At 71.2% G+C, this 13,020-nt stretch carries 13 protein-coding genes; 7 read left to right on the top strand and 6 right to left on the bottom strand.

What is annotated here, in order from left to right; genetic code table 11:
* Positions 1-2 precede the first annotated feature (2 nt).
* The 6 genes from C6Y14_RS00685 (at position 3) to C6Y14_RS00660 (ending at position 5,302) form a co-directional block, all read left to right on the top strand.
* Entirely contained in the window at positions 3-926 is a 924-nt protein-coding gene (locus C6Y14_RS00685; protein ID WP_199854580.1) for a LysR family transcriptional regulator, read from the top strand.
* A gap of 67 nt (positions 927-993) precedes the next feature.
* The gene (locus tag C6Y14_RS00680; RefSeq protein WP_107014450.1) at positions 994-1,554 is read left to right on the top strand and encodes an RNA polymerase sigma factor; all 561 of its coding nucleotides are present in this window, start codon (positions 994-996) and stop codon (positions 1,552-1,554) included.
* Positions 1,551-2,378, top strand: coding sequence for a hypothetical protein (locus tag C6Y14_RS00675; RefSeq protein ID WP_107014449.1), 828 nt, complete (start codon positions 1,551-1,553; stop codon positions 2,376-2,378). Before C6Y14_RS00680 ends, C6Y14_RS00675 begins: the two co-directional genes overlap by 4 nt.
* A gap of 130 nt (positions 2,379-2,508) precedes the next feature.
* Positions 2,509-3,318: an ABC transporter ATP-binding protein gene (locus tag C6Y14_RS00670; protein WP_107014448.1), complete on the top strand. Its 810-nt coding sequence runs from the start codon at positions 2,509-2,511 to the stop codon at positions 3,316-3,318.
* Positions 3,315-4,706, top strand: coding sequence for a hypothetical protein (locus tag C6Y14_RS00665; RefSeq protein ID WP_107014447.1), 1,392 nt, complete (start codon positions 3,315-3,317; stop codon positions 4,704-4,706). The genes C6Y14_RS00670 and C6Y14_RS00665 overlap by 4 nt, the downstream gene beginning before the upstream one ends.
* 14 nt (positions 4,707-4,720) lie before the next feature.
* Positions 4,721-5,302: a hypothetical protein gene (locus C6Y14_RS00660; RefSeq protein ID WP_107015102.1), complete on the top strand. Its 582-nt coding sequence runs from the start codon at positions 4,721-4,723 to the stop codon at positions 5,300-5,302.
* Positions 5,303-5,477: 175 nt separating this feature from the next.
* On the opposite strand, the gene C6Y14_RS00655 is transcribed toward C6Y14_RS00660, so the two are convergent.
* Positions 5,478-6,524 (bottom strand): aldo/keto reductase, encoded by a 1,047-nt coding sequence (locus C6Y14_RS00655; protein ID WP_107014446.1) that lies wholly within the window; start codon positions 6,522-6,524, stop codon positions 5,478-5,480.
* Between the two features lie 74 nt (positions 6,525-6,598).
* On the opposite strand from C6Y14_RS00655, the gene C6Y14_RS00650 reads away from it, so the two are divergent.
* Complete coding sequence (locus tag C6Y14_RS00650; protein ID WP_107014445.1) at positions 6,599-7,135, top strand: TetR/AcrR family transcriptional regulator; 537 nt, start codon at positions 6,599-6,601, stop codon at positions 7,133-7,135.
* A 283-nt stretch (positions 7,136-7,418) separates the two neighbouring features.
* On the opposite strand, the gene C6Y14_RS00645 is transcribed toward C6Y14_RS00650, so the two are convergent.
* The 5 genes from C6Y14_RS00645 to C6Y14_RS00625 all read right to left on the bottom strand — a co-directional run bounded on the left by C6Y14_RS00645 (position 7,419) and on the right by C6Y14_RS00625 (position 12,698).
* The gene (locus tag C6Y14_RS00645; RefSeq protein WP_107014444.1) at positions 7,419-7,685 is read right to left on the bottom strand and encodes a hypothetical protein; all 267 of its coding nucleotides are present in this window, start codon (positions 7,683-7,685) and stop codon (positions 7,419-7,421) included.
* A gap of 249 nt (positions 7,686-7,934) precedes the next feature.
* Positions 7,935-8,366 carry a cupin domain-containing protein gene (locus tag C6Y14_RS00640; protein ID WP_107014443.1) on the bottom strand — a complete coding sequence of 144 codons (432 nt, stop codon included), beginning with the start codon at positions 8,364-8,366 and terminating at the stop codon, positions 7,935-7,937.
* 130 nt (positions 8,367-8,496) lie between these two features.
* Positions 8,497-9,144, bottom strand: a complete 648-nt coding sequence (locus C6Y14_RS00635) for a dihydrofolate reductase family protein (RefSeq protein WP_107014442.1) — start codon at positions 9,142-9,144, stop codon at positions 8,497-8,499.
* A 259-nt stretch (positions 9,145-9,403) separates the two neighbouring features.
* Entirely contained in the window at positions 9,404-10,753 is a 1,350-nt protein-coding gene (locus C6Y14_RS00630; protein ID WP_107014441.1) for an FG-GAP repeat domain-containing protein, read from the bottom strand.
* Positions 10,754-10,940: 187 nt separating this feature from the next.
* On the bottom strand, positions 10,941-12,698 hold the full coding sequence (locus C6Y14_RS00625) for a SpoIIE family protein phosphatase (protein WP_159074134.1): 1,758 nt from the start codon (positions 12,696-12,698) through the stop codon (positions 10,941-10,943).
* Positions 12,699-13,020: the final 322 nt, after the last annotated feature.

Here is a 13,020-nt window from a genome sequence, read left to right as displayed (position 1 = left end):
TGATGAACCCGTGGAGGCTGAGGCTGCTCAGCCAGCTGGACACGCTCGGCACGGTGCGCGCGGTGGCGCAGGCCGGCCATCTCAGCCCGTCGAGCGTCTCCCAGCAACTCGCCGTCCTGGAGGCCGAGACCGGCACCAAACTGCTGGAACGCACCGGGCGGCGGGTACGGCTGACGTCCGCCGGGCTGATCCTCGCCCAGCGGGCCCGCGCGATCCTCGACCACATGGACGGCGTCGAGAGCGAGTTGCGCGGCTTCGGCGAGGAGCCGTCGGGCCTGGTCCGGCTGGGTGCGTTCCAGAGCGCCATCCACACGCTGGCCGTCCCGGCGGTCACCCGGCTCGCGGCCGCCCATCCGCACCTGGACGTCGAGATCCTCGAACTGGAGCCGCACGCGAGCATGCCCGCCCTGCGCATGGCGGACGCGGACATCATCATCACCACGACCGACTTCGACGAGCTTCCGCTGGGCCCGGACCTCGACCTGGTGCCGCTGGCCGAGGACCCGGTGCTGCTGGTCCTGCCTCCCGGCCATCCCGCCGGACGCGGCCCCGCGGACCTGGCCGCCTTCGCGCACGAGGCCTGGGCCTTCGACATGCCCCAGTCGTACATGGCCAACCTCGCCCGGCGGCTGTGCCGCCAGGCCCGTTTCGAACCGCGGGTCGTGTGCCGTTTCAGCAACTACATGATGGCGCTGCAACACGTCGAGGCCGGACTGTCGATCACCCTCCTCCCGGCCCTCGCCGTCGCCCACAGCCGCTACGACGTGACGACGCGCGAACTCGCCGGCCCCGTCACCCGCACCATCACCGCCGCGGTCCGTCGCGGTACGCCCGCGCGCGCCGCCGTCCGCGTCGTCCTCGACGCCCTGCGTCAGGATCCGACGCCCCCGCCGCTCACTCCGCCCACCGAGCGGCGCGCCGCCTGAACCCACTTGTGTGACGCGGATCACGGCGTAGGGAAAACCTGACGCGAGGGCCCGGCGTCTAGCAGGTGTGAGATCAGCAAGGGCACCGCTGCACGAGGTGGACGAGGAACGTCTCGTCCGGCTGGTGGCGAAGGGCGACCGTGCCGCATTCGAGGAGCTGTACCGGCGTACGTCGCCATGGCTGGCGGTGCGCCTGCGCCGCCGCTGCGTGGACGAGCAGATCGTCGCGGAGGTCATGCAGGAGACGTACCTGGCGGTGTGGCGCGCGGCGGGCGCGTTCGCCGGGGCCGCGGTCGGCGGGACCGCCACCGGCTGGCTGTGGACGATCGCGGCACGCCGCCTGGTCGACGCCTTCCGCCGCAGGGCCCACCACGCGGAGCCGCCGCCGGCCGCCGCCGTGCCGGACGCGGTGCCCGCCGCCGAGGAGGAGGCACTCGCGGAGACCGTCGGCGGTGAGGTCGGCGACGCGCTGCGCCGCCTCGCACCGGAGTTGAGACAGGTACTGCAGGCCATGGTGCTCGACGGGCTGTCCGTCCGGGAGACCGCGGTCCTGCTGGGGCTGCCCGAGGGCACGGTCAAGACCCGTGCCCGCCGGGCCCGGACCGCGATGCGGAGGGCACTGGTATGAGTGGGGAACACGCGTCGGGGCGGATCATCGAGGGGTACGCGCGTGGCGGCGCGGACCTCGCCGCCGACGAGGTGTGGGCCGTGGAGGCCCACCTGGAGGCGTGCCGGGTGTGCCGTGACCAGCTGTCCGCCGTGGTCACGGCTGAGGTGCCGGCGGTGGTGTCACTGGTCGGCACCGTGTGGTCCGGCCTGGAGCCCCGGCTGGCGGTCACCGCCACCATGCGGCGCGGACGGTTCCGGCAGGCGTGGCTGTCGCGGCTCTCGCGCTGGATGACCCCCGCGATGGTGCCGTGGCTGGCCATGGTCGTGGGCGTGACGCTGCTGGCCCTGCTGCTCGACGTGCTCGGCACGGGCACGGGCGAGGTGTCGATGGTGCTGCTGTTCGCGCCGGTCCTGCCCGTACTCGGGGTCGCGGCGTCCTGGGCCCGCGGCCTCGACCCGGCGTACGAGCTGACCGCGTCGGCGCCCAGGGCGGGGCTCCAACTGGTCCTGCGGCGCACCGCGTCCGTGCTCGGCGTGGTCGTCCCGGTGCTGCTGGTGTGCGGGTGGGCGACCGGGGTGATGGTGGCCCAGTGGCTGCTGCCCTGCCTGGCCTTCACCGCGGCGACGCTGGCGCTCGGCGGTGCCGTCGGGGTGACCCGCGCCGCCGTCGTGCTGGCCGCCGTGTGGGCCGCCCTGGTCATGGCGCCGACCGTGGCCACCAGCCGGACGGCCGTCGTCCTGCGGCCGGACGGCCTGCCCGTGTGGGCGCTGCTCGCGGCACTGGGCACCGCAGTCGTGATCGCCCGCAGAAGCGCGTACTCCGTGCTGGACACCCATCGATGAGCAACGCAACAACCAGGCGGCAAGCACCGACCGGCAAGCACCAAGCACCAAGCATCAAACGGCAAGCACCAAGCGGTAAGCACCAAGCGGCTAGTACCAACCGACAGGCATCAACCGAAAGGAACACCACATGACGTCCGCGGTCAACGCGGCCGACCTCGCGCCGACGGCCTACGCCTGGGAGATCCAGGCCGTCGGACTGAAGGTCAGGGTCGGCAGGAAAAGGATGGCCGTCGACGGCCTCGACCTGCGGCTCGGCACCGGCGTGCACGGCCTGCTCGGCCCCAACGGGGCAGGCAAGACCACCCTCATCCGGACGCTGGCCACCGTGCTGCGCCCCACCGAGGGCACCCTTGAGATGTTCGGCGAGTCCGTGGGCGGCCGGGGCGAGCACCGTGCGCTGCGCCGCCGGATCGGCTACCTGCCCCAGGAGTTCGGCTACTACAAGCGTTTCACGGTGCGTGAGTTCGTCGAGTACATGGCGTGGTTGAAGGAGGTGCCGAAGACGGACATCCCCGCCGCGGTGCAGCGCGCCGTGGAGCGGGTGGGCCTGGCGGACCGCGCCGACGACAGGATGAAGGCCCTGTCCGGCGGCATGGTGCGGCGCGTCGGCATCGCCCAGGCCATCGTCAACGACCCGGCGGTCCTGCTCCTCGACGAGCCGACGGTCGGCCTCGACCCGGCACAGCGGCTGCGGTTTCGCGAACTGCTGCAGGAACTGGGCACCGACACCTGTGTGCTCGTCTCGACCCACCTGGTGGAGGACGTCGCCGCCGCCTGCACCGACGTGGTGCTCTTCGCCGAGGGCCGGCTGGTCTTCCAGGGCGCCCCGGACGAACTGGCCGCGGCGGGCGGCCCCGAGCACGTGGGCGACAGCCCGCTGGAGCGCGGCTACTCGGCGCTGCTTCAGAACCCCGGCCAGGAGAGGGGCAGTTGGTGAACACCCGAGTCCTGCGCACCGAGTTGCGACGATCTGTCGCCCCGTGGGCCGGCGCGGTGGTCCTGGTTCCGGCGCTGGCGTTCCTGTACCTGGTGGACGCCGCATGGTGGCGGGGCACCACGGCATGGACGGCCCAGTGGACATCCATGGCCATGTGGACCCGCTCCCTGCTGTTCTACCTGTGGCCGCTGGCCGTGGGACTCGGTGCGCTGCAGGGGCTGCGCGACCAGCGCTCGACGATGTACGAGCTGCTGACCAGCACGCCGCGCCCCGCCCGGCACCGCGCCGGCGCCCTGGCGGGCACGACGGCACTCACGCTGGTCGTGGCCTTCGCCCTCCTGGTCCTGGTCGGCGGGGTCCAGGTGTGGGGCAACACCGGTTACACGCACGCAGGTTGGCTGCCGATCTCCCTGGTGGGAGCGCTCTTCCTCGTCGCGGGATCCGTGCTGGGCATGGGGGCCGGGCGAGCCCTGCCGTCCGCACTCACCCCGCCCGCGCTGGCCATGACCGCCTTTGTGTTCACGGTCCTGATGCACGCGTCCCTGGGCCGGACGGAGACGGTCATGGAGGGCGGGCTCCCCGGCACGGAGCCGAACCGGATCTCACTGCTGTCACCGACGGTGGAGGAGGTGCGCGACGTACTCGTCACGCTCTCCCCGTCCGTGCACCTGGGGCAGACGGTCTGGCTGCTCGGCATGGCCGCGACCGGCTTCGCCCTGCTGATCGCCGCGACCCCGCGAGCCCGGCTGACCGCCCTGGCACCCCTCACGGCGGGCGCGGTGGCCGCTCTGCTGGTGCTGCCCTCCGACCCGGGCCGGATGTACGTCGTCGACAAGGCGGCCGCGGAACCGGTCTGCGACGGCCCGGTGTGCGTGACGACGACACAACGGGCACGGCTCGACGACGTCGCGGGCCCCGGCAGGAAGGCGTTGCGCCTGCTGCACACCGCCCTGGGCGGTCAGGCGCCGGTCTCGGTCCGGGAGAACGCTGCCGTACCGCCGCAGGGCTCCACGCCACGGTGGTCCCGCGAGAGCGTGCTGTTCGACTTCGACGACGACCTGATCACCGGCTTGAAGGGTGAGGAGCTGACCCGCGCCCTGATCGCGCAGGCCATGGTGCCGCTGTGCGTCCCCGTCGGCTGGAGCGGCACGGCGGCTGACCCCGCCGCGCAGAGCGTCGCGGTCGCCTGGGTCACCGGCGATCTCGAACCCCTTGCGGGCAACGGGTTCTCCGCGGCTGAGCAGACCGCCGCGGCCCGCCCGGTGTGGAAGGAACTCAAGGCGCTGCCACACGACGAACAGCTCTCCAGGATCCGTGCGATGCGTACCACCGCGCTGTCCTGCGAGGGCGAACCCCTCGCCGCGCTGAAGGGCGGTGCTTCCAAGTGATCGCGTTGATCCCGTTGAGGTGGCTGACGCTGTACGCCCGCTCGCGCCAGGTTCCCGCGTCGCTCGCCGCGGTGGTCGTCGGCGCGGTCACGGTGGCGGTGCTCGCCCGGGACGGGGGCGGGGCCGGGGGGCCCGCCGATCCACGGCCGCCCGTGCTCGTCCTCGCCGCCGGGGCGATGGCGTTCTCGGTCGGGCTCAGCGGGCAGGACCCCGCGCTGGACCGGACGGCCGCGATCCGCTGGGTGCCCCGCAGAGCGGCACACATCCTGCTCGCCGGCGTGGTCCTCGCCACGGTGGTGCTGACCGCGCAGATCTTGGGCGAGGACATGGCCACCACCGCGTTCGCCGTCAGCACCGGTGCGGGTCTGATGGGGCTGGTCGCCCTGGGCGCGGCGCTCGCGGGCGGCCAGTACGCCTGGACGCTGCCGTTCGCCTGGCTGTCGTACGCCTTCTTCGCCCCGCCCCCGACCGGTACACCGACGCAGGTGGCGACCTGGATGCTGCTGCCACCCGGCACGGCCGCGGGTACCTGGACGGCACTGGTTCTCACGGTTACGGGCACCGTCGCCTACGCGGTCGCGGGGCCGAGACGGTGACCGGACCTGGGGGGTGATGCGCTGCGACCGGCCGGCACAGCTGGAACGGGTCGCACGTGCAGGGCAGTTGACACCGCGGACGCCCCGTCGGACGGGAACGGCCGGAGGCTCTGCTTCTTCAGGACCCGCTGACGCGGCCTCCCTCGGGACGAAGACCCCCCGGATCCGATGGTGGTCACGCGACAGGGACGGCGAGCGGTTCGAGGAGCGTGCGATCGCCGTCGAAGCCGTGTTCCAGGGCGGCGGCGGTGTCCTCGTGCGGAGTTCCCATGCGGACAGCGCTGATCCGGTCCAGCTGCCGATAGTGCTCGTCGCCGAGTTCGAGGTGGAGCGAGCGCAGGTACTCCTCCCACTGCGTCAGGGTGCGGGGGCCGACGATCGGGATCAGGGCGGTGTGGGCCTGTGCCGCGCGGCGGCGGATCCAGGCCAGGGCGACCTGGATGGGGCTCGCGCCGCTCTCGTCGGCGATCGCGAGTACGGCGTCCACGACGGCGGTGCGCTGTGCGGTGCCCTCGACGGTGTCGCCGCGAGCGGTCAGCCGGCCCTGCTCACCCTGCCGGTACTTGCCGGTGAGCAGTCCTCCGGCCAGCGGGGAATAGAGGAACGCGCCCAGGCCGTGTGCCTGCGCCATCGGCAGCAGCTCCCGTTCGGCGGAGCGTTCGGCCAGGCTGTACTCGGTCTGGATGCCGACCACCGGGGCCAAACCGTGCAGATCCGCCCGCACCGCCGCGCCGGCGACCCGCCAGGCGGGGAAGTTGGACAGGGCGCCGTGGAGGATCTTGCCGGAGCGGATCAGGTCGTCGAACCCCGCCAGGATCTCCTCGATCGGGGTGGTTCCGTCGGGGAAGTGCGGCATGAAGACGTCCACGTAGTCGGTGTCGAGGCGACGCAGGCTTGCCTCCAGGGCGCGGACCATGGTCTTGCGGCTGTTGCCGGTGGTACCGGGCCGGGGGTGCTGCTGCCGCGTTCCGCTGTACTTGGTGATGACGACGAAGTCGTCCCGCCGGCCGCCGAGCAGCTTGCCCAGCACGGTTTCGGCTTGCCCGTCCTGGTAGAGGTTGGAGGTGTCGAACGTGGTGCCGCCGGCGTCGACGAAGGCATCGAAGATCTGCCGCGAGCCCTCGGGGCCGGCGCCGGTGCCCGACATGCCGAAGTTCGCCGTCCCGAGCGCGTACTCGGACACGCGCAGTCCGGTCAGCCGGCCGAAGGTCTGGTAACGCATGGCAGCTCCTGGGGTGTGGTGGTGCGATAGGCTCGCCCACCGTAACAAAGAAAAACGAGGAGTCACTCTTTTTTATGCCGAAGGTAAGCCAGGAACACATGGACGCCCGCCGTCGACAGATCGTGGACGCGGCCCGCGCTCGGTTCGCCAGTCACGGCTTCGCCCGCACGTCCATGGCCGACATCGTCACCGAGTCCGGGCTCTCCAACGGGGCCATCTACCGTTACTTCACCAGCAAGGACGAGATCGTCGTCGCGGTGTGCGAACAGGGCAGCGAAGCCCTGCCGAAGGCGCTCACCGCCGAGGCTGTCGCCGGTTTCCTCGAACACGTACGTGCCCGTGCGCGTGAGACGGGCCATGCCCGGCTGGTGGCCCAGATCTATGCCGAGGCGTCGGTGTCGCCGCAGCTGGCGGTGGTCGTACGCCAGCAGCTCGCCGCCATGAGGGCCGCGGTGGCCGAACTGGTACCCGACCGGCGCAAGCAGCACGCCGAGCAGATCGCCGAGGGGTTCGCGGCCGTCTGCATGAGTTACAGCCAGCAACTGGCGATCCGCGGCGACCTGGATCCCGCGCCCTTCACCGCGGCACTGATGACCATCATCGACGGGTAGCCGGACACCGGCCGGCCAGATGCCCCGTCCCGCTCCGTCCCGCTCAGTCCCGCTTGCAGTACATCCACTCCGGTGCCCGAGAACGGCCTCGTGGGGCCGTCCCCTTGGCCGTCCCTTTGGCTGTCCCTTTGGATCAGCTTGAGTTCAGGGCGCCCGGCAGGGCATGTCGCGACGTTGCCGCACGACCCGGGTACCTCCGTACAGGGGTCGTGCGGCAACGTCGCGAGGTGCCTCACCGGGCGCCGCAACCCGATCCGGCGCGATCCGGAAAGGGCGGAACGTTCTAAGCCAGCAGAGCGCCGAGGACCATACCGCCGATCAGGCCGACAGCGCTGATCACGAGGGCGGGCACGGCGAGTCGCTCGTGCCGGACGGTCTTGGCGATGATGGCCAGGATCACGCCGATCACACCGAAGACGATGGGGAAGAAGATCAACGAGATCACACCCAGCACCATTGCGATGATGCTCAGCACGTTACCGGTCGCCGTGCCCTTCGGTGCGCCGTGGGGCTGCTGGCCGGTCGGTCGGTTGCCATACTGCGTGGTCATCTGTCTCTCCTTCGAGTGATCGCACTCAGTCCCGATCCGACACGGATCGGCCACCCTTCGGTTGCCCGCGATTTCCGTATGAACACCGCGATTTGGGGCCGCGGTCACGGTGACGGCGGCACCGACGTGAAGCCGTGCGTCAGGTGTGCACGCCCGGCCCGCGTCGCCCGGCATGGCCCTCGGTCGGCCCGCGGGGCCTCCTCCGGCCCAAGCGCAGGTGTCCAGGCGGAGGCGTCCAGGGACAGGTGTCTAGCCGTTTCCGACAGTCAGGGGGCCGACGCGGGTGGCGAGCCAGGCGGGCAGGTCCAGGAGGCGGACGCCTTCCTGCTCCTGCGGGTCGGTCCGGGCGACCAGACAGACCATGTCCTGGTCGCCCGTGTTGACCGGCAGGTGCGGGGTGTCGGCCGGGATGTGGATGTAGTCGCCGGCGTGCAGGGTGACGTGTTCGGTCAGGTCCGGGCCGTGCCAGACCTCGACCTGCCCGGACTGGATGAAGATGGCCGACTCGTGCCCCTCGTGCAGGTGAGGGCGGCCCCTGCTGCCGGCGGCCATCACCAGCTGGTGGAGGCACAGAGCCAGGGCGCCGGCGGACCGGGCGCTGATGCCGGTGGCAAAGCTTCCGCCCTGAACACCCTGGTAGCTGCCGTTTCGTACTACTGTGCACTGCTTTTGGTTGGTCACCTCCGCAGTACAGCAGCGGGCCCGGAGTGTTCGAGCAGTTCACGCCAGCCTGAGGAGCGCCGCCACAGGGCCGGCCGCTCGGTGGGCCGCGCGCGTCGGCGGCGCTGTGGTTGCCCGGTCGCCTCTCGGGTCATTTGCGCCAGAGGAGGTGGTGGGTGATGCCGCTCGGGCTGGGCACGACTTCCAGGTGGAAGCGGTCCAGCAACTGGTCGGGGGAGTCCCACAGGCGTAGCCCGTATCCGAGTTTCACCGGTGCGACGGCGACGTGCAGGGTGTCGACGAGGTCGGCGTCGAGGAACTCCCGGACGGTGCTCACCCCGCCGCCGAGCCTAATGTCCTTGCCCTGCGCGGCCTCCCGCGCCTGTGCGAGGACGGTGGCGGGGTCGCTGTCCACGAAATGGAACGTGGTGTCGGAGAGCGTGAAGGACGGACGTGTGTGGTGGGTCAGGACGAACACCGGTGTGTGGAAGGGCGGTTCGTCGCCCCACCAGCCGCGCCACTGGTGGTCGTCCCAGGGGCCGCGCTGGGGCCCGAACTTGTTGCGGCCCATGATTTCGGCGCCGATGTTGTGGCTGAAGTCCCGGGTGAAGTAGTCGTCGAGGCCGCGGCTTCCGCCGGGCTCGGTGCGGTTGGGCCAGTGAGCCGTGGCGCCGGCCCAGGCGAAGAGCTTCCCCGGATCGATGTGATGGCCGAAGGGCCGCTCCAGGCTCTGGTCCTCCCCTGCGGCGATGCCGTCGCTGGAGATGGTGAAGTTCTGCACACGCAGCAGCTGATCCATGGATGTCCTCATCAGGTCGTGTCGCCTCCTCGCACGGTGATGCGTCCTACGTCAGTACGTCGAACGGGACGCGACGGGATCGACAGCGCCGCCCGAGTATTTCCACAGCGTGCCCCGAGCGACCGTTGCGGGGCCCCCGACCCGCCGGAGCCGTCGGCCCGCCGGGGTTGCGGGTTGCCGCTTGCGGTGGACGGCCCCGACAGTCCCGCCGTCATCGGACGCCGAGCAGGTGGCTAGGACTCGACCTATCGGACAGGTCCTAGGCGCCTCGGCCCTTGCCGGGGCCGACCGGGAAGGATGCCTCGTCGCGGTTCGTGCCGTCGGTGATCCACCACGTGTCCTCGCCGAAGAGGGCCAGTTCTGCGTGACCGTCACCGTCCCAGTCGTTGACGGCGAAGAGCGTGCCGTCGCGCGGGCCGTCGTCACCCGGCACGGAGCGCCTGGTCGCGCGCCAGGGCTTCGAGCCGAGCCCGTACTCGGAACCGCCCCGCAGCACTTCGATCCGCGCGTCCCCCGTCTCCTTCTTCCTGGTGAGCTGTACGGCCAGGTCGTCGCAGCCGTCACCGTTGAGGTCCGCAGCGGCGAGCACGGCACCGAAGCCCTCCTCGAAGTCGCCGCCTTCCAGGGTGACCCACTTCCCCGGCTCCTTGCCGTAGCGGACGCCGACCTGGCCGCGCCGGTGGGGTGTGTCGATCCCGTCGTCGCCGTCGACGAAGCTCCGCCCGACGGCGACGTCCTGCCGCCCGTCGCCGTCGAAGTCGCCGAAGACGACGTTCTCACCCTCCGGCAGCCGCTCGGGCTCTCTGCTCAGACCGGCGGCGGTACGGGCGCCGCCGGTGAACAGCAGGGGCGGATCCCACGGGGAGTCGTAGAGCGCGAGATCGGTGGCGCGGTCGTCGTTCGCGTCCCCGGCCCCGGCGACGAGTACAGGCGACGCGCCCTCGTGGACCGGGCTGGGGATCTCCACGGTCCGGGCGGGGGCGCCGGAGCGCTTGAACGGTCCCTTGAGGACGACCAGTTCCTGATCCTCGTTCGAGAACCTGAAGACCACCAGGTCGGTGTGGCCGTCCGCGTCGAAGTCGCCGGCGATCGGCGCGGTGTCGTATCCACTGCCCGGCAGCGGGACGCGCCCATGCGGTCCGTCGGCCTGCGGGCCCTCGGGGCCTCCCCACAGGATCTGGGCGGCACCGCTGACGACGAGGTCGGCGTGGCCGTCCTCGTCCAGGTCGGCGACCGTGGGCTGCCACGAGTCGTCGGTCGTGTAGATGTCGTCCGGCACACCGAGGTCTTCCTGGGTGAGGACGGTCGTGCGGTCGTGGTCCGGACCGTGCTCGGAGCCGGGCACGACGACCACGTCGACCTTCATCTCGCGACTGATCTCGTGCACCAGATCGACGAAGCCGTCCCCGTCGAGGTCGGGGCCCGCGGGCGTGTCCTCGCGCGCCGAACCGGCCGGTCGGCAGGGGCTGTCGGGCACCGAGCGCGCGCCGTCGGACGGGAGGAGGACGAGAGACGCCACCACCACCGCCACCGCTACGAGGGAGGCCGGTACGGCGTGCCACATGCGCAGGTGGCGGAAGAACGGACCGCCTGCTGTCGGAAAGTGCATCAGCCCACTCCACGGGCGTGGACACGGCCCGCACAAGGAAGTGGATCATTTTGTTACGGGGGTGATGCGCGCCGTTCCGCCCCCACTCCGCCCCCCTTTCGCCCCCACTCCGCCCTCAACTCCGCGCCCGCCTCCGCGCCCATGGGTGTGCCGGACGCGACGTGCGTTCGTCGCGGCAGCCGAGCCGTCAGGGTGGGCGCTGACGGGCAGCGAGCAGCGCGACATCATCCTCGGGAACGCCGTTCGCCAGCCCGTCCAGGAGGGTGTCGAGCAGGTCGTCCAGCGTGCCGTGCGCCGACAGTCTCTGCTCGGCGAGCGCCCGCAGCGAGACGTCGATGTCGGTGCCGCGCTGCTCCACCAGGCCGTCGGTGTAGAGCAGCAGCACGGTACCGGGTTCCATCCGGACAGTGATCGATTCGTAGTCTCCGAGTTCGGTACCGATAGGAGGGCCGGCCGGAGCCCACAGCATCCGGGAATCACCCCCGGGCCGGATGACGACGGGCGGCAGGTGTCCGGCACTGGCCACCGTGCAGGTACCCGCCTGAGGGTCCATGAGCGCGAGAAGACAGGTGGCGGCGCGGTCGAGTCCGATGTGCGCGACCCGGCGGTCCGTCTCCCCGAGGATCTTCTCGACCGGCATTCCGGAGGCGGCCACGGTACGCAGCAGCGAGCGGTACTGACTCATGACGACGGACGCACGGAAGCCGTGCCCCATCACGTCACCCATGACCAGCAGTGTGCGACCGCCGGGAAGGGCGATCGAGTCGTACCAGTCCCCGCCGACCAGCGCGCCGCGGCCGGAGGGGAGATAGCGGGTGGCCACTTCGACGTCGGGGTGGGGGCTGCCGGGCTCCGAGAGCAGGGCGCGCTGAAGTTCGAGGGCCATGGTGTGCTCGTAGGTGTATCGGCGGGCGCTGTCGATGGAGGTCGCGGCCCGCTCGGCGAGGCCCTGGGCGGTCAGGATGTCGTCGTCGCTGAAGGGCGTGGATCCGTCGCCCCGCCCCAGGATCACGACGCCGACCGAGCGTCCCGCCGTGGGCAGCGGGACGAAGAGCAGGGAGTGGATTCCGGCCGCGCGGAACATCCGGGCCCGCTTGGGATCGATCGTCGCCTTCTGGAAGACCTCGTCCGAGGCCAGGTTGCCCCGCCACGCTCGCCCGCTGTCCATGCAACGCCGGGCAACCGAGTCCCGTGGGAGGTCCAGGTACCCCTCCGGTCCGCCCAGGAGCCGCAGGCGCCACTTCAGTTCTTCCGGTGCCGCGAGCGCCATCTTGCGCAACCGGAGAATTCCGGGAGCCGGCGAGGACGTGCCGTCGGACTCCTCCTCGACGATCCCGACCGCGGCGATATCGGCCATGGAGGGCGCGAGGAAGTCGGCCAGCTCGGCGCAGGTGACCTTGACGTCGAGGGTGGTGCCGACGCGGGTGGCCGCGGTGTCCAGCATGGCGAGCCGCTGATGGGCGTTCTCCAGGTCGTCCAGGTACCGGCGCAGGTTGCTGGCCTCCACCCCGATTCCGCACACTCCGACAACCCGTCCCTGCGCTTCCAGCCGGTGAAAGACCGCGCGCCACAGTCTGCGGCCCACACTGGAGGGGACACGGGTGGTGCCGGTGACGATCGCCTCCCGGGGCTTCCCGTCCTTCATCACCTTCACGAGGATGTCCGTGGGACCTTGGACGTCCGGTAGCACATCGCCCAGCGTCCGGCCGAGGAACGCGGTGGCGGGGACACCGCTGACCCGTACGAACGCGGGATTGACGTAGAGATAGCGCAGCTGCTCGTCGAGGATGGCGATGGGCGCCAAGGTGTCTTCGACGATCCCGCGCAGAAAGCCGCATTCGCAGGCGTTCCCGGTCAGGCCGGCCGCGAAGCCCGCCACCTCTACGGGAAGGGCGGCCTGGGCCGTCTGGGGGAGGAGCCACCTCGGCGGCCGTTCAGCGTTCACCCGTCGCCTCTTCCGGTCGCCGTCCTGACCAGGTGATACCCCTTTCCCCATCGTGAAGGCAGGACCAGCCCCCCGCATCTGCAGACTCCACACACTCCCGTACGGGCCCTTTGCGTCTTCCCCGCGCGGACGCCGCGTATCTCGGCAGGGGCGCCTCGGGCTCACCGGGACCGGCCCGGAGTGCGTGCGGCGACTTCATGACGCCGTCACCGTCACCTCGTCGAGCGTCCGTACGGGCGCGGTCTGAGGGCAGACCGCCTCGGGGCGTGGCCGCACACCGTGGCGCTGCCGGTGTCAGGCCCGGACGGGACTCCGTGCAGGC

It is taken from the genome of Streptomyces dioscori (assembly GCF_003024195.1).
GTDB lineage: Bacteria > Actinomycetota > Actinomycetes > Streptomycetales > Streptomycetaceae > Streptomyces > Streptomyces dioscori.
Note: the sequence above shows the minus strand (reverse complement) of the source record. Positions and strands in the feature narration are given on the sequence as shown.